Source organism: Roseburia lenta (genome assembly GCF_014287435.1).
Lineage (GTDB): Bacteria > Bacillota > Clostridia > Lachnospirales > Lachnospiraceae > Pararoseburia > Pararoseburia lenta.
The window spans coordinates 16,625-37,247 of the sequence record NZ_JACOPG010000002.1 but is presented as its reverse complement, the minus strand read 5'-3'; the positions used below and the strand labels follow the sequence as shown (position 1 = coordinate 37,247).

Below are 20,623 nucleotides of genomic sequence, written 5' to 3'. Positions count from 1 at the left end.
AACAATGGAAATCAAAAAGAAATTTCCACATATCAACTTTTTAGAAAAAGAGCCTATGAGCCGCCATACCACTTTTCGGATTGGCGGCCCAGCAGGGCTTTTTGCGTCTGTACAGGTTGCGGATGTGGCGCCATTGGTATCGTATTGCAAGACCCATGACATCCCGGTCACCATCTTAGGCAATGGCAGCAATGTCTTAGTGGGAGATCAGGGGATCGAGGGACTGGTCTTATCCTTTGGCAAAGAGGCGTCTGCTATCACGGTCGAGGGCAATCAGATTCGGGCAGAAGCGGGAGCGCTCCTGTCCCAGGTGGCTAATGCGGCACTGGAGCACGGATTGGGTGGACTGGCTTTTGCGGCAGGGATCCCTGGCACGATCGGCGGAGCCGTATGCATGAATGCCGGCGCTTATGGCGGAGAAATGAAGGATGTCCTGCAAGAGGTCAGAGTCCTGCGCGCAGACGGCAGGATCGAGAACTGGCATGCAGAAGATCTGGATCTTTCTTACCGGCACAGCCGTATGATGGAAGAAGGTGCTATCGTATTGTCTGCTACCATGAAACTGCACCCGCAGGAGACAGGGCAGATCAAGGCAGAGATGGATGATTACCGAATCAGACGACAGGCAAAGCAGCCGCTGGAATACCCAAGCGCAGGGTCTACCTTTAAGCGCCCGGAGGGCTATTTCGCAGGCAAACTCATCATGGATGCAGGACTGGCGGGCTACCGTGTCGGTGATGCCGCAGTTTCTGACAAGCATTGTGGATTTGTAGTCAATCTGGGGAAGGCGACGGCAACAGATGTGCGGGGGCTTATGCATGACGTATCAGACCGGGTCTATGCACAATTTGGCGTTCACTTAGAGCCGGAAGTACGATTTGTGGGTAACTTTTAAGAATCGCATGCAGGAGGCGATAAAGTATGAAATTATTGATATTAACGGGGATGTCCGGGGCGGGAAAGTCAACGGCATTCAAGATGTTGGAGGATCTGGGCTACTACTGTGTAGATAACCTGCCGATCCCGCTTCTTAAGAGTTTTATCGATCTGTCGGAGCAGCCTTCCGCCAAGGAGCAGAAACTGGTCGTCGGCATCGATATCCGAAGCGGCGAGTCCTTACATCTTTTACAGTCGGTCTTATCCGAACTGCGGCAGGATGGCAAGAAATACAGCATTCTCTTTTTGGATGCTGAGGATGAGGTACTGGTCAAGCGTTATAAGGAGACCAGACGGAATCACCCACTGTCCGGGACGGAGCGTATTCAGGCAGGCATCATCAAGGAGCGAGCAGCGATCGGATTTTTGAAAGAGGAAGCAGACTATATCATTGATACCTCACACCTTCTGACGCGCGAGTTAAAGGAGGAACTGCAAAAGATCTTTGTGCAGGAAGAAGACTTCCGCAGCCTTTTTGTGACGGTCATGTCCTTTGGCTTTAAGTACGGCATACCGGCGGACGCAGACTTAGTCTTTGATGTGCGTTTTCTGCCAAATCCATACTATATCGCGGAACTCAGACCCAAGACCGGCAATGACATTGAGATCCAGAAGTTTGTGATGGGCTACGAGGAGTCCCATATCTTTTTGGACAAACTGGTAGACATGATCGAGTTTCTGATCCCGAATTACATAAAAGAGGGCAAGAACCAACTGGTGATCGCGATCGGCTGTACCGGTGGCAAGCACCGTTCGGTCACACTGGCAAACAAATTGCACGAGCGCTTACTGGATGAAGATGCGATCGGCGTCAAGATCGAGCACCGCGACATCGGTAAAGATGCCTTGCGCGGAAAGTAGGAGGTTCCAATGTCCTTTTCAGCAGAAGTAAAAAAGGAATTGAGCCAGCATATCGACGGAAGCAGGCATTGCAGACTGGCGGAATTGGCGGCAATTCTCAGTCATGAAGGAAAACTTTTGACCCAGGGGAAAAAGACGATTCTTTCCATGGAATCGGAAAACCCGCTGGTGCAAAAAAAGTACTTTACTTTATTAGATAAAACAACTAATATATCTGAATATGGGGCTCATTTGGATGAGCAGGATGCAAAAGATGTCCTGACCATGGTAAAGATGTATAAAGAGAGGGAGGATGGCGTATCCATCCGCATGGACGTGGTAGATGGGCTGTTGTTACAGCAGACCTGTTGTCGTCGCGCCTTTATACGCGGTGCCTTTCTGGCAGCCGGATCCATCAGCGACCCCAACAAGAATTACCACTTTGAAATCGTTTGTAAGACAAGCCCACAGGCACTGCAACTGCAGGAGATTATGAAGGGTTTTGCAGTGGATGCAAAGATAGTAGAGCGAAAGAGACATTACGTAGTTTACTTGAAAGAAGGCGCTCAGATTGTTGACATGTTAAATGTCATGGGAGCCCATGTGGCTTTGATGGATCTGGAAAATGTCCGGATCCTGAAAGAAATGAGAAATTCTGTTAATCGAAAGGTGAATTGCGAGACGGCGAATATCACAAAGACAGTCAGTGCGGCTGTCAGACAGGTGGAAGATATCCAGTGGATCGAACAGACCAGAGGACTTGGTTCTTTGCCGGACAGTCTCAGAGAGATCGCAGAGGTACGTTTGGAACATCCGGATATGCCGCTCAAGGATCTGGGGCAGTTGCTGGATCCGCCACTGGGAAAGTCGGGCGTCAATCACCGCCTGCGACGCATTAGCGAGATCGCAGACAGGCATAGGGGATAGGAGGAACAATCGTGAGAAAAAACGTAACAATCAATATGACAGACAGTATGGAGTCCACACCGATCGCTCATCTGGTACAGTTGGCAAACCAGTTTTCCAGCAGTATCTATTTTGAGATGGACACGAAAAAGGTCAATGCCAAGAGTATTATGGGTATGATGAGTTTAGTCCTTACTGCGGGCGATGTCGTTACGATCGACGCTGAGGGTGAGGATGATGCAAAGGCAGTCGATGAGATCGAGAAGTTTTTGACAAAGTAGGATTTTTAGCATGAGCAAACGAGTTTTATTTTTGTTTAACCCGCGTTCCGGCAAAGGGAAGATAAAAGAGAATCTCGCAGACATCATTGATGTGATGGTCAAAGCCGGATATGAAGTGATGGTCTATACAACACAGTCTGCAGGCGATGCCGTGCAAAAAGCGCGCACGGAGGCAGGCAACTATGACAGGATCATCTGTAGTGGCGGAGACGGCACACTGGATGAGGTTGTCACCGGTGTTATGGCATCTGGCATTTCGGTGCCGATCGGTTATATTCCTGCCGGAAGTACCAATGATTTTGGTAATTCCCTGGGGATCGGATCAGATATGGTACAGGCAGCGCATATTGCTGCGGAGGGAAAGCCTTTCCCTTGTGATGTAGGCAAATTTAATGAAGATTATTTTGTCTACGTCGCAGCCTTCGGTATCTTTACCGAGGTGAGTTACCAGACCAGTCAGGATCTGAAGAATATGTTGGGGCATGCTGCCTATATCTTAGAGGGAGCCAAGCAGATCTGGGATATCCCGTCTTATCGTATGCAGGTAGAGTATGACGGCAATGTCTTATATGATGAGTTTATCTATGGCATGGTGACGAATTCCATGTCTGTAGGTGGATTTAAGGGGATCATTCCGGGCAATATCGCGCTGGATGATGGTGTGTTTGAAGTGACTTTGATCAAGACCCCGAAAAACCCGATCGAACTCAATGATATCGTTTGCTTTTTGACAGGGATTTCCAAGGATTCCAATCAGGTCTACTCTTTCCAGACCAACTTCTTAAAACTGACCAGCAGTGAAGATGTGTCATGGACTTTGGACGGTGAGTACGGTGGGAATCATCATCTTGTTGCCATCAGCAACTGTAAACAGGAAATGGAAATTATTGTTGAATAGATTTATAAATTGAGCTATAATGACTCATGGAGTGAAATTATATAGAAGAATGGAGGAACCGCTATGTTGGTATCTGCAAAAGAAATGTTGGACAAGGCTAAGGCTGGACATTACGCAGTAGGTCAGTTCAATATCAATAACTTAGAATGGACAAAGGCTGTATTGTTGACTGCTCAGGAGTTGAACTCTCCTGTCATCTTAGGTGTGTCTGAAGGTGCCGGAAAGTACATGACCGGATACAAGACAGTTGCAGCAATGGTAAAGGCAATGATCGAGGAATTGAATATCACAGTCCCGGTTGCATTGCATTTGGATCATGGTAGTTATGAAGGATGTTTGAAGTGTGTTGAGGCAGGCTTCTCATCTATTATGTTTGATGGTTCTCATTATGCAATCGATGAGAATGTTGCAAAGACAACAGAGTTGGTTGCTCTTGCACATAGCAAGGGAATGTCTATCGAAGCCGAGGTAGGATCTATCGGTGGAGAGGAAGACGGCGTTATCGGCATGGGAGAATGTGCTGATCCTAAGGAATGTAAAGCGATCGCTGATCTTGGCGTTGATATGCTTGCAGCAGGTATCGGTAATATCCATGGTAAGTACCCTGCAAACTGGGCTGGTCTTAGTTTTGAGACTTTGGATGCTATCCAGCAGTTGACAGGAGATATGCCACTGGTTCTTCATGGTGGTACAGGTATTCCGGATGACATGATCAAGAAGGCAATCTCGCTTGGTGTTGCCAAGATCAATGTAAACACAGAGTGTCAGTTATCTTTTGCAGCAGCAACAAGAGAATATATCGAGGCTGGCAAGGATCTGGAAGGCAAGGGCTTTGATCCTAGAAAACTTCTCTTACCTGGAACAGAAGCAATCAAGGCAACGGTGAAAGAGAAGATGGAACTGTTTGGTTCTGTAAATAGAGCTTAATATTTTTGATGGTACAAAGGTGTTCCGTATGTGTTTTTCATAGCGGGGCACCTTTTTGCTTATAAATAGTATGATTTATCAGATTTTTATGATATATTTGATAGAGTTGTGCTACAAGTGAAAGAAACGAGGAAGGAAAAGTATTATGAAAGAACAGGAATATTTCAACGTTGCTGATATCTTTGGCGAGAATGTCTTTAATGATTCTGTGATGCGTGAGCGTTTGCCAAAGAAAACCTATCAGAAGATGAAAGAGGTCATCAGTCAGGGCAGAGAACTGGACCCGGAAACAGCAGATGTTGTTGCTCATGAAATGAAGGAATGGGCGATCGAAAAGGGAGCAACCCACTATACACATTGGTTCCAGCCGCTTACCGGTGTGACGGCAGAAAAGCATGATTCTTTTATCACTGCCCCGATGTCCAATGGTAAGGTACTTATGAGTTTTTCCGGCAAGGAACTCATCAAGGGCGAACCGGATGCTTCTTCATTCCCGTCCGGCGGTCTGCGTGCAACGTTTGAGGCGCGTGGCTATACAGCATGGGATTGTACTTCTCCGGCTTTTGTCAGACAGGATGCCGCAGGTGCAACACTTTGCATCCCGACTGCATTTTGTTCTTATACAGGTGAGGCATTGGATCAGAAGACACCGCTTCTGCGTTCCATGGAAGCCGTCTCCAAGCAGTCTGTCCGCCTGCTCCGTTTATTTGGCAATACCACTTCACAGAGAGTTATGCCATCAGTCGGTGCAGAGCAGGAATACTTTATCGTAGACCGTGCCAAGTACTTACAGCGTAAGGATCTGGTCTACACCGGACGTACTCTTTTTGGTGCTATGCCGCCAAAGGGACAGGAAATGGATGACCATTATTTTGGCGCGATCCGTGAGAGGATTGCAGCATATATGCGCGATGTCAATATTGAGTTGTGGAAACTGGGCGTATCTTCCAAGACACAGCACAATGAGGTGGCACCGGCTCAGCATGAACTGGCACCGATCTATGCAGAGGCAAATGTGGCAGTTGACCACAACCAGTTGATTATGGAGACTTTGAAAAAGGTAGCCGGACGTAATGGTTTGCAGTGTCTGCTCCATGAGAAGCCATTTGCAGGCGTCAATGGTTCCGGTAAGCACAATAACTGGTCACTGGTTACCGATGATGGTATCAACCTTTTGGAACCGGGCAAGACACCACATGACAATATCCAGTTCTTACTGGTTCTGGCATGTATCCTGCGCGCGGTAGATGAACATGCAGACCTTTTGCGCGAGTCAGCAGCAGATGTGGGAAATGATCACAGATTGGGCGCAAACGAGGCACCTCCTGCTATTATCTCTGTATATCTGGGCGAGCAGTTGCAGGACGTATTGACACAACTCATTGATACCGGAGCAGCGACACATTCGATCTCCGGTGCCAAGTTGGAGACCGGCGTTAAGACTTTGCCGGATTTCATGAAAGATGCTACGGATCGTAACCGTACATCACCGTTTGCCTTCACAGGAAATAAATTTGAGTTCCGTATGGTTGGTTCTCAGGATTCTGTCGGCGAGCCGAATATCGTACTGAATACCATCGTTGCAGAGGCATTTGCGGATGTCTGCGATATCTTAGAGAAGGCGGAGGATTTTGATCTGGCAGTGCATGATCTGATCAAGCAGTTGGTGACAGACCATCAGCGCATCGTCTTTAACGGCAATGGTTATTCTGACGCATGGGTAGAGGAAGCCGAAAGACGTGGACTTCCGAATATCAAGTCTATGGTGGAGGCAATCCCTGCACTTACCACAGACAAGTCCATTGCCTTGTTTGAGCGTTTTGGCGTATTTACTAAGGCAGAATTGGAATCCCGTGCAGAAGTTGAGTACGAACTTTATGCAAAGGAGATCAATATCGAGGCTAAGACCATGATCGATATTGCCGGCAAGCAGATCATTCCGGCAGTCATCAAGTATGCGACAGAACTCGGTACTTCGATCAACACGATCAAGGCTGCCTGCGATGCGGATGTCAGCGTGCAGACCGAACTTCTGGTAGAGGTATCTGACTTATTGGCTGATACCAAGGTAGCACTTGCCAAGTTGCAGGAAGTGGTTGCAGAGGGGCTTACCATGGAAGAGAACGAGTCCAGAGCCAAATTCTATCACGATGAAGTATTTAAGGCAATGGAAGAGTTGCGTGCTCCGGTCGATGCATTGGAAATGCTGGTAGACAAGGAAGCATGGCCAATGCCTTCCTATGGAGATCTGATCTTTGAGGTATAAATGATCTTATAGAAAAAGAAAGACGGACAGAGAGGAATATGGTTATTCCAATCTGAGCCGTCTTTTTCATTGCGCATTTAAAAAATGGAAATAAAAAAAGAACTTCATAAAGAAGTTCTTGAAACTGGCCCACAAGGATTCGAACCTTGAAATGACGGAGTCAGAGTCCGTTGCCTTACCATTTGGCGATGGGCCATTATGCCTTGTGTGAGCGACTTGTCTAACAGCAACTCAACAATGAACATTATATAGAAGGCGAAAAGAAAAATCAAGTCTTTTTTTCAAAAATTATAATTTTTTCTGCATCGTAGCCGTAGCGCACGTAATCACCCCAGGAAAGCAGGGCATTTCCGCTGGTTACGTTGGCAATCTCGGTCGGCAGACTGTCGTAAAGATCGGCATCGATGACGACATCCAGACGGACATCAGCGCCAAATTCACTTGCCGAAACGGGCACGGCATGTTCGCGTAGCAGATAGTCGATCTTGCCATAGGCATTGTAGTCACTGGTGATGGTGAGTTCCCGACCAAGACGCTGCTCAACCAGGACACTGGCATCCAGTCCTGCCTTGGTTGCTCCCTGATAGGCGCGTACCAAGCCTCCGGTACCAAGTAAGACGCCGCCGAAATATCGGGTCACAACGACAACGATATTGTAGACGGAAGCGGACAGGAGGACATCGAGCATAGGCCGTCCTGCGGTCTGCGCCGGTTCGCCGTCATCGGAGCAACGCATAATTTCCTGTTTGCTGCCAATGATATAAGCATAGCAGTTATGCCGCGCATCCCAGTATTCCTTTTTCTTGGCTGCGATGAAGTCCAGTGCCTCCTGTTCTGTTGCAACAGGTGCGACACTGGCGATAAAGCGGGATTTCTTTTCGACGATCTCGCCCACGCCGCCCTGATATAGTATTTTCGTGCATTCTGCCATGCCTGTCTCTCCCACACATTTTTCTTTATTATATATGAAGTTTTTGGTATAATAAAGTAGATTTGTTTAAATTCTGACCAATACCCAGGCCTGTATATCTTTTGGGCAGGCATGGTAAGTAAAGGAGAACGATATGAACTACGGTAAAAAAAGTGCACAAAAGCAAAGTGCTAAACTTTCGAGCAAACGTGCCAAAAATAAAAAGAGATTCGGCATTACCTTTATTAAGACCATTTTGGTATGCATTCTCTGCATCATCGCTGTCGGACTTGTGGCAGGCGGTCTGTATGCAGTCAAGTTGATCAAAGAGTGCCCGGATATTTCAGAGGTCAATATTTCCCCGAATGGATTTTCCACGACAGTCTTGGATTCAGCGGGAAATGAGATCGAGACGCTGGCAGCCTCCGGCTCCAACCGTACTTATGTGACAATCGATGAGATCCCCAAGGACTTGCAGCATGCCTTTGTAGCGATCGAGGACGAGCGATTTTACAAGCACAATGGTATTGATCTGCGTGGTATTATCCGTGCAGGCTTTACCGGTATCATCAGTGGCGGTGAGAAGATGCAGGGTGCATCGACCATCACCCAGCAATTGCTGAAAAACAACTATTTTACAACGTGGACAAAGGAAGCCACACTCTTAGACAGTGTCAACCGTAAGATCCAGGAGCAGTATCTGGCAGTCCAGTTGGAAAAGGTAGAAGATAAGGATACGATCCTGGAAAATTATCTGAATACGATCAACTTAGGACAGAATACCCTTGGAGTTGAGGCAGCATCGGAGCGTTATTTCAATAAGTCTGTCTCCGAACTGACCTTGTCCGAGGATGCGGCGATCGCAGCAATCACGCAGAATCCGTCCAAGTACAATCCAATCACCAACCCGAAGGACAATGCGTCCAGACGTAAAAAAGTCCTCAAAAAGATGTTGGATCTGGGCTATATCAACCAGTCGGAATATGATGAAGCCTTAGAGGACAACCTTTACGATCGTATCCAGATCGTGAATGCGCAGAATGAATCCAGTGCAAGCACTTCTTATTTTGTAGATGCGCTGACGGATGAAGTGGTAAATGATCTGGTAGACCAGAAAGGCTATACAGAGGCGCAGGCTTATCAGATGCTTTATAGTGGCGGTCTGACCATCAACTCTACGCAGGATAGCAATATCCAGACCATCTGTGAGGAAGAAGTCAACAACAATGCAAACTATTCAGATCATGTGCTTTATTCTTTCTCTTACCGTTTGACGGTGACGAAGAAGGACGGCACTTATCAGAATTACAGTGAGCAGACCATGCTGACCTACTATCAGGCGCAGAATCCGAATTATGATATTAACTTCTCTTCACAGGAAGAATGTGATCAGGCGATTGAACAGTACAAGTCTGAGATCATGGAAGAAGGCGATACGATCGCCGAGGGTGGCGAGACGATCACTTATACTTTACAGCCACAGGCTGCCATTTCCGTGATCGACCAGGCAACCGGACATGTGGTTGCTTTAGTAGGCGGTCGTGGCAACAAGACAGCCAGCAAGACGCTGAACCGTGCAACCAACATTACACGTCAGCCGGGATCCTGCTTCAAGATCATCGGTTGTTATGCGGCAGCATTGGATGCCGGCGGATTGACCCTTGCCAGCGTGCAGGATGATGCACCGACCAGTTATGCAAATGGTACGCCGCTTCACAACTACGACAATCGCTATCGTGGCTTTACCACGATCCGTGATGCGATCATATCTTCCATGAATGTCGTGACGGTCAAGAACCTGACCCAGATCGGTACCGGACTTGGCTTTGAATATGCAGAAGCCCTTGGTATTTCTACTTTGGAACCGGGAGACAACAACCAGACCTTATGCCTGGGCGGTCTGACCCATGGTGTTACGGATCTGGAACTTACGGCATCTTATGCAACGATCGCAAATGGCGGAGACTACAACAAGCCGGTATTCTATACACAGGTTTTGGATCATAACGGCAATGTGATCCTGGACAATACACAAAATACTTCCAAGGAAGTGTTAAAGGATACGACGGCGTGGCTTTTGACCAATGCCATGCAGGATGTTATCACATCCGGTACAGGTTCCGGTGCGGGACTTTCCAATATGCCGACGGCGGCAAAGACCGGTACGACGACCAAGAACCGTGATACGGTATTTGCAGGCTACACGCCATATTATACAGCGGCAGTCTGGGGCGGCTATGATGACAATACGGAGCAGACTTATACCGCATATGCCAAACTGATCTGGCATTCAGTCATGCAGCGTATCCATGAGAACCTGCCTCGTAAGGAGTTTACACAGCCATCCGGTATTGTGACGGCGCAGGTATGTAAGAAGTCAGGTAAACTGGCGATCGAGGGTGTCTGCGATGCGGATCCGAGAGGCTCTATGGTTTATACCGAGTATTTCGATAAGGATTCTGTACCGAAAGAGACTTGTGACCATCATGTCAAGTTAGACATCTGCTCTGCCTCCGGTCAGATCGCCGGAGAGTATTGCCCAGCTGAAAATCGTGTGCCGACGGTATTCATCATCGGTGGTACGGCGGAGACAGAAGACGGACCATATCTGATCACGGAAGAAGCATTGAATACGGTATGCAGCGTGCATACATCTTCCGGCAGCACAAGCGATGGTTCCACAAGTGATGGAAGCGTCAAGCCGACGGTTGAGGGAACCATTACTGACAATAAATCACAGACTGACACTTCGGGAGGGGACAACAGCTCCGGCAGCAGTTCGGGCGGTTCCTCCGGTGGCTCGGCAGGTGACGGTAGCACAACGCCGAGTACAACACCATAAAAAAGAAAGAACGCCAGCAGCGGTATAGCGAATATGCCGTTTCTGGCGCTTTTTGTGGGTGATTGTCCGTGGCTCAAAACAGATACATTTACCTTATCTCTATTTTGTGTTATTTTATAATGGACTAGAAAAATGATGAGAGGGCGAAAACAATGTATGCATTACATAGCCGTGTAAGATATAGTGAGGCAGATGAAAAAGGCAGATTGTCTGTATCGGGCATTATGAATTACTTGCAGGATTGCTGTACCATGCAGGCGGAAGATCTGGGCGTGGGCTTATCCTATCTGGCAGAGCATCATATTGGCTGGTTTGTGACATCCTATCAGATCAAATTATTAAAGGAAATGCCGATGGTGGGTGAGTCGATCGTGGTCAAGACTTGGCCGTATCGTTTTCGCGGTATGCTGGGATATCGTAATTTTACGATCGAGGATCAGGCGGGACGGGTCTATGTCCAAGCCGATTCCTTGTGGATTTTGATGGATCTGGATAAATTATCGCCGGTACGTCTGCCACAGGAAATGCTGGATGCCTATACGATTGATCCGCAGTTAGAGGGTGAATGGAACCTGCGCAAGCGTAAATTGCCGGATACTATGACCAGAGTCTATGACTTTACTGTGACCAAGTTGCATCTGGATACCAACCATCATATGAACAATGCCCATTATGTTGAGGCGGCGAGAGAGTGCCTGCCGAGAGGACAAAAGATAAGCCAGATTTATGTGGAGTTTCGCAAATCAGCAGTCTTATCAGATCAGGTTATCTGCTACAGTGTGCAAGAGGAAAATCAGCGTGTGGTTGCTTTAGAAAACGAGGAAAAAGAATTGTTTGCGGTTGTTGAATTTACAATCAACAACAAATAAGAAAGGAAATACAATGAAATTAGGATGTATGCAGACCTTACGGGTCATAAAAAAAGTAGATTTTGGTGTCTATCTGGCAGATAAGGATCAGGCGAAGGCAGAGGAGAGAGTCCTACTTCCCAAGAAGCAGGTTCCGGACCAGACCATAGTCGGTGACGAGATCGAGGTCTTTCTTTACCGGGATTCCAAAGATCGTATGATCGCGACAACGACGCATCCATTTATCACCTTAAATGAGATCGCGGTTCTTACAGTGAAAGAAGTGGGACGTATCGGTGCTTTTTTGGATTGGGGCTTGGAAAAAGACTTACTGCTTCCGTATAAGGAGCAGACCAGAAAGGTGCATGAGGGTGACGAGATCTTGGTACGCCTTTATATTGATAAGAGCAATCGTTTATGCGCCAGCACGCGCGGTATCTATGAAGGCCTGTCCACCAATCCACCGTATCAGATCGGTGATGAAGTGGAGGGACGTGTTTATGAGTTCGGTCATGATTTTGGTACATTTTTGGCAATCGATGACAAATATTCAGCCATGATCCCGAAACATGAAGACACATCACATCTGCAATTAGGAGATGTGATCACGGTGGAGGTGACCGGCATCAAGGAAGACGGCAAACTGGATGTATCTATGCGTAAGAAAGCCTATATGCAGATGGATGATGATGCGGAAAGAATCATGGATCTGATCGAGTCCTATGCAGGCGTTCTGCCGTTTACGGAAAAGGCAACACCGGAAATCATTTTCCGTGAGACAGGACTTAGCAAGGCTGCATTCAAACGCGCGGTAGGACGCTTATATAAGGAAAGAAGAATTCAGATCACGGACGGTAAGATCCGTAAAGCGGACTAAGTTTTTCTATACCATAGGATAGGAGTATGCTATAATAGCAAAAGACGTAAAAAAGGAGAACCTGCACCTGACAGGTAGTCCATTAGAAATAGAAAGGAAGCAGTACATTATGAAAAAAGTAATCGCAACAGATAAGGCACCGGCAGCAATCGGACCATATTCACAGGCAATCGAAGTAAACGGTATGGTTTATACATCAGGTATCATCCCGGTAGATCCTGCTACAGGCAATATCCCGGAGGGATCCGTAGCACAGGCAGAGCAGGCATTCTTAAATATGAAAAATCTGCTGGAGGCAGCCGGTACAGACATCAGTCAGGTAGTAAAGACAACTGTATTCATTAAGGAAATGAATGATTTTGGAGCGATCAACGAAGTTTATGCAAAATACTTCACAGAGCCATATCCAAGCCGCAGTTGTGTAGAAGTGGCAAGACTGCCAAAGGATGTTATGCTTGAAATCGAAGCCATTGCCTTGAAATAAGAGAAGTTTATAATTGCAGAAGGAAAAAAGAAAAGAACCCTTAGCGGTTCTTTTCTTACACTTGTTATAGAATTGTAAGGATCCGATCAGACGCGCAGATCGATGTTCTGACCGATACCATTTATAGAAGCCTCTGAAACAGGGGTTGGCATAGAAGACAGAGAAGCGGCAAGAAGATCACCGGTAGATGTGGCAGTATCCAGTTGCTTGCTTAACATGGCAATGCCGATCTGTTGTAAGGCGCCGGTATCTGATATCATACCGGAAGAAACAGGTGTAATATTCATGACAATTCCTCCTTTCTATGCGATAGACCATGTATATCTATGGAATATTCTATCATACTTAATTGTAGTATGACACATCAGGAAGAAAATGACAAGAGGAGATAAAAGGAGAAGAAAAATGTATGACGTAATTATAATAGGAAGTGGTCCGGCGGGACTGGCAGCGGCTATTTATGCAAAACGTGCGGCACTCGAGACTTTGGTTCTGGAAAAGACACCTCTGAGCGGAGGACAGATCATCAATACCTATGAGGTTGATAATTACCCGGGACTACCAGGGATCAGTGGCATGGAATTGGGACAAAAGATGCGTGGACATGTCGATGCGGAAGAAGCAGAGGTCAAGACTGCGACGGTGACTGACATTGAAGACAAGCAGGATCATAAAGTTGTCCATACCAATCAAGGAGACTTTGAGACAAGGACGGTCGTGCTTGCCATGGGAGCATCCCATAGACAGTTGGGAGTTCCCGGAGAAGAAGATCTTTGCGGTATGGGCGTATCTTACTGTGCAACCTGCGATGGGGCTTTCTTTAAGAACCGGGATGTAGCTGTGGTCGGTGGCGGCGATGTGGCACTCGAGGATGCACTTTTCCTGGCAAGGGGCTGTCGCAAGGTATACTTAATCCACAGACGCGATGCTTTTCGTGGGGCAAAAGTCTTGCAGCAGCAGGTGCAGGCGAAGGAAAATATTGTCTGCCTGATGGATTCGGTTGTGGATCAGATCCTTGGTCAGGATATGGTGGAAAAACTGCATATTTCCAATACCAAGACAAAGGAGGCGACAGATCTGCCGGTGCAGGGCATTTTCATTGCTGTTGGCATCAAGCCGAATACAGATACCATACAGGGGCTGCCAAAGCGTGATGAGGCAGGTTATATCCTTGCAGCCGAAGATGGCGTGACGGATATACCGGGTATTTTTGTTGCAGGGGATTGCAGGACAAAACAACTGCGTCAGGTGATCACGGCGGCGGCAGACGGTGCCAATGCGATCACATCCGTGGAACATTATTTGTGCGAGACACACTAATGTCGCAATTTAGTAAGGGCGTGGACTTGACAGGTTGCGAACCCTTTGCTATAATGGCAAAAGTGATGTAACAATTTCGTAACAAATGTTTCACATGGAGGTTTACGATAACATGAGAAAAGATGGAAAGATCAAGATTTCATATGCGGTGGCAGCAGGTGTGCTTTTAGGCAGTGTGTCTATGACATCTCTTGCTTCTCCGGTTGCCGGTGTTGTAGGTATGGCATCTACAGACAGCGCAACGGTCGCATCTAATTCATATTCTACCTTGTCAGGTGTATCATTGACTTTGGCGAACATTTTATCCGATGCTTCAGCAGCAGCCAATAACACCAGTGATGTGGCAAGTAATGACACAACTACAGTTGAGCAGACACAGCAGTCTGAATATGCCAATGTAGCCATTGCACAGGTAGACAATTACGTTAATATCCGTAGCACCCCAAGCGAGGATGGCGATGTTGTCGGCAAGTTATACAACAAGTCAGCCGCTACCGTACTTGCTACTGAGGGAGACTGGTATCAGATCACATCCGGCAACTGTACCGGATATGTTAAGTGTGAGTTCGTTGTTGTCGGTGATGAGGAACTGGCAAAATCCGTTTCTACCAGACTTGCAACGGTTACCACACAGACTTTATATGTCAGAGAACAGCCGACAACGGAGTCTTCTGTTGAGGGTATGGTTCCGGAAGGAGACGACTTGGTTGTAACAGATGAGTCTATGGCTGATACAGGTTGGGTAAAGGTATCCTTATTAGATTATGAAGGCTATGTATCCTTAGAGTTTGTAACTTTGTCAACTGACTATGTAACAGCAGAGTCCAAGGAAGAAGAAGAAGCAAGACTTGCTAAGGAAGAGGCAGAGCGTAAGGCAGCCGCAGCCGCAGCCGCTGCATCTTCAAGAAAATCATCCGGTGGATCTTACTACACAGGTGGATCATCTTCCTATGCATCCCCAAGTGGTTCCGGCGGATCAGCAGTTGTAGGTTATGCATCCCAGTTCGTTGGCAATCCGTATGTTTATGGTGGATCTAGTCTGACAAACGGAACAGACTGCTCTGGTTTTGTTATGAGTGTATATTCTGCTTTTGGTGTAGGACTTCCTCATTCTTCCAGTGCTATGCGTAGCGTTGGTTATGGCGTAGATGTGAATTCTATGCAGGCTGGTGATATCGTATGTTACAGTGGACATGTTGGAATTTACACAGGTAATGGTACGATCGTAAATGCTTTGAATAGCAGTTCCGGTATCACATACACCAATGTAAACTACAGCCCGATCCTTGCAGTTCGTAGAATTTACTAATTTGCATATTAAGTTGGATTTAAGCCTCAGGCAAATGCCTGGGGCTTTTTATTGTCGTGTATGCCGAGCAAAATGTTCAGTATATATGGAGGGGGATAGGACTTACCGTGGATGGGGCGCTGGAGTGTGTGATAGGGGCGGGGAGGCGGACTACGAGAGAATACATTGGAACAGGTTGGGACAATTTCTTATGAGGGCAATTTGCTGGGGATGAACTGTCTCTTGCACAGCTTCGACAGTCGGCAGGATGTGTCCGCCTGAGACAGATATTCAGGAGCGCCGCGCACAAGAGACTCTAATGCGTTTTACACTCATATCGGTCATCAGGCGAACATCATCCCTGACGGCTGTCTAACTTTGCAAAGACAGTTCTAATGCTAGAAAGCAAATGCCCTCATATAGAAATTGCCTGTTCTGTGACAGTATTCTCTCGTAGTCCGCCTCCCCGCCCCTATCACACACTCCAGCGCCCCATCCACGGTAAGTCCTATCTCCTCCCCCAAAAAGTATTCAGACAATAATTTTGTCAAGGTAAAAAGTGTTTTTTGGAAGAACTGCACAAAAATCCAAATTTTGGTAAGAAACAAAAAAATCCGGGTGCAAGACCGCAAAAACTTATCCACAATTTTTGCAACGAAAAAGTGGGAAAAATGGACTTATACACGGAATTATTAACTTTATCCACAATTTTGGGGATAAAAACGCGGAATCTGTAGATGGCAAAAAGAACAAGCGTTTTGTAAGTTTCTGATAAAATTTGTCGAAAAAGGAAAAAAGCATTGACTTTTAAAATGTAAAAAAATGTCAAAATGTGGAGATATTGACAGAATATTTGTAGCAAAAGGGATTTTGCATAAAAAAGTGGCGCTTGCCTCTTTCTTTTTTTAGCAGATTATATTAAAATAGCAAATAAGTATGTGAAAAACTTCAAAAAACCACAGGGTCAAATTGTGGAAATTGCATAGATAAGGGAGGAAAGGATATGATTTCGAATCAGACGCTACAGAATACCATCGACGGTCTGCACCAGATCACCAAGGTTGATTTCGCTGTTGTGGATAGCGAGGGTGGTGTCTTGGCATCTACACTTACGAATCCGGGCCAGTATCGCGAATCAGCAGTTACATTTGCAATCTCTGAAGCAGAGAGTCAGGTAGTGTCCGGCTGCCAGTTCTTTAAGGTGTATGACGAGCAGCAGTTAGAGTTCATTGTTCTTGCAAAAGGTACGGATGAGGAAGAAGCCTTATTGGTAGGCAAGATCGCCACATTCCAGATTCAGGAATTGATGGTGGCATACAGGGAACGCTTTGACAAGGATAACTTCATCAAGAACCTTTTGCTGGATAACTTATTGCTGGTTGACATTTACAACCGTTCCAAGAAGTTACATGTAGATATCAATGCCAGACGTGTTGTTATGATCGTAGAGACAGGTGAGCACAAGGATGGAGATTCCATTGACCGGGTGCGCAGCCTCTTTAGCGGAAAGACAAAGGACTTTGTGACCGCCGTAGATGAGCACAATATCATCGTTGTCAAAGAACTCACAGAGCAGGAGACCTATGACGATATCCGAAAGACCGCGGCAGTGATCATTGATGCCTTAAAGGACCGTGATGATGCGATCCGCGTTTCTTACGGTACGATTGTCGGAGAGATCAAGGAGGTATCTCGCTCCTATAAAGAAGCAGGCATGGCTCTGGATGTAGGCAAGATCTTCTTTGCCGACAAGCGCATCATCGCATATTCAGCACTGGGCATCGGACGCCTGATCTATCAGCTGCCGATTCCGCTTTGCAAAATGTTTATCAAGGAGATCTTTGACGGCAAGGATCTGGACGATTTTGATGAGGAGACACTTTCCACCATCAACAAATTCTTTGAAAACAGTTTGAATGTTTCTGAGACATCCAGACAACTCTATATACATAGAAATACACTGGTCTATCGTCTGGATAAGTTGCAAAAGAGCACTGGACTGGATCTGCGCGTCTTTGAAGATGCGATCACCTTCAAGATCGCACTCATGGTCGTGAAGTATATGAAGTATATGGAAAACCAGGATTTTTAATTTACAGCATTTAGGAGATAGAAGAAACAATGATTCGACTAGAACACGTTAGTAAGACATACCAGCAGGGTGTGCCGGCGCTCAATGATGTCAATATTGACATTGAGCAGGGGGAGTTCGTTTTTATCATGGGTAAGAGCGGTTCGGGTAAATCGACCCTGATCAAACTTTTGCTCAAGGAACTGGAACCGACAGAGGGCGAGATTTACATCAATGAGCAGAAGTTGTCTTCGGTCACCCACAAAAAGACGCCATATTTCCGCAGAAATATCGGTGTTGTATTCCAGAATTTCCGTCTTTTACAGGATCGCAACGTCTATGAAAATGTGGCATTTGCCATGAAAGTCGTTGAGTCCTCAACACGTGAGATCAAGCGCAAGGTGCCGCTCATGCTGTCTTTGGTCGGACTGGCTGCAAAGTACAAGTCGCTGCCACGCCAGTTGTCCGGTGGTGAGCAGCAGCGCGTTGCCATTGCAAGAGCACTGGTTAATGAGCCAAAGATCCTTCTGGCAGATGAGCCGACAGGAAACCTGGACAATACCAATGCGTGGGAGATCATGCATTTATTGGAGGAGATCAATGAGCGTGGAACGACCGTTGTGGTGGTAACACATAATAGCGAAATTGTCAAAAAGATGAATAAGCGTGTCATCACGATCAAAAAAGGCGTCGTTGTCAGTGACGGGAAATGGGGTGATACACATGAAGTTTAGTACATTTTGGTATAACGTAGGACAGGGACTGAAAAATATCTGGCGTAACAAGTTATTCTCCCTGGCATCCATTGCGACCATGTCTGCCTGCATTTTTTTGTTTGGTGTCTTTTATTCCATAGGTGTGAATTTTACCTCAATGGTACATTCTGCCGAGGAAGGCGTGACGATCATTGTTTACTTTGATCAGGGAGTCAGCCAGGAACAGATCGACAAGGTAGGCGAGGAGATCGGCAAGCGTGCTGAGGTTGCAAAATATGATTTTGTGACCGCAGATGAGGCTTGGGCATCTTATAAAGACAAGTATTTTGAGGGCAATGAGGCAGCCGCAGAGGGCTTTGCCGAGGATAATCCGCTTGCTAATTCCGAACACTATGAGATCTATCTGAATGATGTATCCATGCAGCAGACCTTAGTAGACTATCTGCAAGGTTTGGATGGTGTCAGAAAGGTAAGTTATTCCGAGGTTGCAGCACAGACCTTATCAGATTTTAACAGTCTGATCGGTTATATTTTTGTTGGCGTGATCATCATTCTGGTGGCAGTTGCCGTCTTTTTGATCAATAACACGGTTACTGTTGGTATTTCCGTGCGTAAAGAGGAGATCGCCATCATGAAACTGATCGGTGCCAAGGACAAGTTTGTCCGTGCGCCGTTTGTCGTAGAGGGTGTATTTATCGGTCTGATCGGTTCAATCATTCCGCTGGTGCTTTTATTCTTCCTCTATCAGGGCATTGTAAGTTATGTATCGGAGCGCTTCCAGTTTATTGGCGATCTGGTTTCTTTCGTGCCGGTAGGAACCGTATTTACCATCTTGGTTCCGGTATCGCTGGTACTGGGTATTGGTATCGGTTACATTGGCAGCCGAATGACCCTGCACAAACATTTGCAGGTCTAACCGCATAGAATATGTGATCTTACAATATATTGGAAAAAAGTCATATAAGAAGGATAGGAAGATGGAAGAAATAAAAGAGCAACCGGAAGTGACAAAAAAGGCAAAAAAGCCAAAGACATTTCGTCGTGGTGTCCTGACCGGCGTTTTGTGCAGCCTGCTTGTCATGGCGCTGATTCTTGGCGGGCTGGTATTTGCCCTGCGGGGCAGTCTTGGCACGCTGGCAGATTTAAACCTTTCCAAGTTGCAATACATTTCCACACTGGTACATCATTACTATTATGAAGATGTGGATGAAGAGGCACTGGCAGAAGGCATTTACAAGGGCTATATGGAAGGATTGGATGATCCGTATTCGGTTTATTATACGGCGCAGGAATATGAGGATATGATGATCGATACGACAGGCAATTATGCCGGTATCGGCGCTGTGCTTACAAAGGATACGACGACCGGGCAGGTGCGTATCGTCAATGTATATGATGATTCCCCGGCGGCAAAGGCAGGGCTTCAGGCGGATGATATCATCGTATCTGTGGACGGACACAAGGGACAATCAGAAGACCTGGATCAATTCGTGCATTATGTGCGTGGCGAAGAAGGCACCAAGATCACGGTGCAATATGAGCGTGACGGCAAGACAGATGTCGTGGAAGTAACGCGTGCACAGGTGGAGGTACCGAGTGTCAAATACAAGATGCTGGATGACGCTGTCGGTTATGTTTATCTGTCAGAGTTTTCCGATAATACCAAAGATCAGTTTGAAGCAGCAATGGCAGACTTGGAGTCCCAGGGCATGAAAGCCGTGATCTACGATCTGCGCTTTAATGGTGGCGGGCTGGTAGATTCCGTGACCGGGATCCTGGATGACATCTTACCGGCGGGTACGACCGTTTATATGGAAGACAAAAACGGCGAGCGCACGACTTATACATCGGATGATGAAAAGCAGATCAATATGCCGATGGTCGTACTGACATCCGGCAATACAGCCAGCGCGGCAGAGATCTTTGCCGGAGCCATCCGCGATTTTGACTATGGTACCCTAATCGGTACCAAGACTTTTGGAAAGGGGATCGTGCAGACGACGGTGCCGCTTTCCGACGGAAGTGCGATCAAGGTCACGATGGCGACCTACTATACGCCGAGTGGTGAGTGTATTCACAAGACAGGCATCACACCGGATATCAAACTGGAATACCAGTTCTTAGGCGGTGATGACGAGACTTATGATGAGTCGCTCGACAACCAGATCCAGAAGGGGCTTGAAGTCCTCCACGAGGAACTGGACAAATAAAAA

The 20,623-nt window shown here is 46.7% G+C and carries 19 protein-coding genes and 1 tRNA gene; 17 read left to right on the top strand and 3 right to left on the bottom strand.

Annotated elements, in window-relative coordinates; all coding sequences use genetic code 11:
* Positions 1–4: 4 nt before the first annotated feature.
* From murB to H8R94_RS04085, 7 genes are all read left to right on the top strand, one after another.
* Positions 5–895 carry a UDP-N-acetylmuramate dehydrogenase gene (gene murB / locus H8R94_RS04115; protein WP_186853970.1) on the top strand — a complete coding sequence of 297 codons (891 nt, stop codon included), beginning with the start codon at positions 5–7 and terminating at the stop codon, positions 893–895.
* A gap of 26 nt (positions 896–921) precedes the next feature.
* Positions 922–1,797, top strand: coding sequence for an RNase adapter RapZ (rapZ, locus tag H8R94_RS04110; protein ID WP_118280039.1), 876 nt, complete (start codon positions 922–924; stop codon positions 1,795–1,797).
* 9 nt (positions 1,798–1,806) lie between these two features.
* The gene (gene whiA / locus H8R94_RS04105) at positions 1,807–2,703 is read left to right on the top strand and encodes a DNA-binding protein WhiA (RefSeq protein ID WP_118280037.1); all 897 of its coding nucleotides are present in this window, start codon (positions 1,807–1,809) and stop codon (positions 2,701–2,703) included.
* An 11-nt stretch (positions 2,704–2,714) separates the two neighbouring features.
* Positions 2,715–2,963 (top strand): HPr family phosphocarrier protein, encoded by a 249-nt coding sequence (locus H8R94_RS04100; RefSeq protein ID WP_186853969.1) that lies wholly within the window; start codon positions 2,715–2,717, stop codon positions 2,961–2,963.
* A 10-nt stretch (positions 2,964–2,973) separates the two neighbouring features.
* Entirely contained in the window at positions 2,974–3,861 is an 888-nt protein-coding gene (locus tag H8R94_RS04095) for a diacylglycerol/lipid kinase family protein (protein ID WP_118280032.1), read from the top strand.
* A 63-nt stretch (positions 3,862–3,924) separates the two neighbouring features.
* Positions 3,925–4,788 (top strand): class II fructose-1,6-bisphosphate aldolase, encoded by an 864-nt coding sequence (gene fba / locus H8R94_RS04090; RefSeq protein WP_118280029.1) that lies wholly within the window; start codon positions 3,925–3,927, stop codon positions 4,786–4,788.
* A 145-nt stretch (positions 4,789–4,933) separates the two neighbouring features.
* Positions 4,934–7,054: a glutamine synthetase III family protein gene (locus H8R94_RS04085; protein ID WP_118280027.1), complete on the top strand. Its 2,121-nt coding sequence runs from the start codon at positions 4,934–4,936 to the stop codon at positions 7,052–7,054.
* Between the two features lie 124 nt (positions 7,055–7,178).
* On the opposite strand, the gene H8R94_RS04080 is transcribed toward H8R94_RS04085, so the two are convergent.
* Positions 7,179–7,250, bottom strand: a tRNA-Gln gene (locus tag H8R94_RS04080).
* Positions 7,251–7,322: 72 nt separating this feature from the next.
* Positions 7,323–7,985: a YigZ family protein gene (locus tag H8R94_RS04075; protein WP_118280024.1), complete on the bottom strand. Its 663-nt coding sequence runs from the start codon at positions 7,983–7,985 to the stop codon at positions 7,323–7,325.
* A gap of 133 nt (positions 7,986–8,118) precedes the next feature.
* On the opposite strand from H8R94_RS04075, the gene H8R94_RS04070 reads away from it, so the two are divergent.
* From H8R94_RS04070 to H8R94_RS04055, 4 genes are all read left to right on the top strand, one after another.
* The gene (locus tag H8R94_RS04070) at positions 8,119–10,806 is read left to right on the top strand and encodes a transglycosylase domain-containing protein (protein WP_186853968.1); all 2,688 of its coding nucleotides are present in this window, start codon (positions 8,119–8,121) and stop codon (positions 10,804–10,806) included.
* 152 nt (positions 10,807–10,958) lie between these two features.
* Entirely contained in the window at positions 10,959–11,675 is a 717-nt protein-coding gene (locus H8R94_RS04065; protein WP_118535817.1) for an acyl-[acyl-carrier-protein] thioesterase, read from the top strand.
* A gap of 13 nt (positions 11,676–11,688) precedes the next feature.
* Positions 11,689–12,531, top strand: a complete 843-nt coding sequence (locus H8R94_RS04060) for a CvfB family protein (RefSeq protein ID WP_118535819.1) — start codon at positions 11,689–11,691, stop codon at positions 12,529–12,531.
* Between the two features lie 109 nt (positions 12,532–12,640).
* Positions 12,641–13,015 (top strand): RidA family protein, encoded by a 375-nt coding sequence (locus tag H8R94_RS04055; RefSeq protein ID WP_118280015.1) that lies wholly within the window; start codon positions 12,641–12,643, stop codon positions 13,013–13,015.
* 86 nt (positions 13,016–13,101) lie between these two features.
* Here the strand turns inward: H8R94_RS04055 and H8R94_RS04050 are convergent, their stop codons facing one another.
* Entirely contained in the window at positions 13,102–13,302 is a 201-nt protein-coding gene (locus tag H8R94_RS04050; protein WP_118535821.1) for a putative motility protein, read from the bottom strand.
* Positions 13,303–13,420: 118 nt separating this feature from the next.
* Between H8R94_RS04050 and trxB the strand changes: the two genes are divergently transcribed.
* The 6 genes from trxB (at position 13,421) to H8R94_RS04020 (ending at position 20,620) form a co-directional block, all read left to right on the top strand.
* Positions 13,421–14,335, top strand: a complete 915-nt coding sequence (gene trxB, locus H8R94_RS04045; protein WP_243238454.1) for a thioredoxin-disulfide reductase — start codon at positions 13,421–13,423, stop codon at positions 14,333–14,335.
* Positions 14,336–14,447: 112 nt separating this feature from the next.
* The gene (locus tag H8R94_RS04040) at positions 14,448–15,644 is read left to right on the top strand and encodes a C40 family peptidase (RefSeq protein WP_178011024.1); all 1,197 of its coding nucleotides are present in this window, start codon (positions 14,448–14,450) and stop codon (positions 15,642–15,644) included.
* Between the two features lie 982 nt (positions 15,645–16,626).
* Entirely contained in the window at positions 16,627–17,715 is a 1,089-nt protein-coding gene (locus H8R94_RS04035; protein ID WP_118280009.1) for a PucR family transcriptional regulator, read from the top strand.
* A gap of 29 nt (positions 17,716–17,744) precedes the next feature.
* The gene (gene ftsE, locus H8R94_RS04030) at positions 17,745–18,428 is read left to right on the top strand and encodes a cell division ATP-binding protein FtsE (RefSeq protein ID WP_118280006.1); all 684 of its coding nucleotides are present in this window, start codon (positions 17,745–17,747) and stop codon (positions 18,426–18,428) included.
* Positions 18,418–19,326, top strand: a complete 909-nt coding sequence (ftsX, locus tag H8R94_RS04025) for a permease-like cell division protein FtsX (protein ID WP_118280003.1) — start codon at positions 18,418–18,420, stop codon at positions 19,324–19,326. Before ftsE ends, ftsX begins: the two co-directional genes overlap by 11 nt.
* 61 nt (positions 19,327–19,387) lie before the next feature.
* Positions 19,388–20,620, top strand: a complete 1,233-nt coding sequence (locus H8R94_RS04020) for a S41 family peptidase (protein ID WP_186853966.1) — start codon at positions 19,388–19,390, stop codon at positions 20,618–20,620.
* Positions 20,621–20,623: the final 3 nt, after the last annotated feature.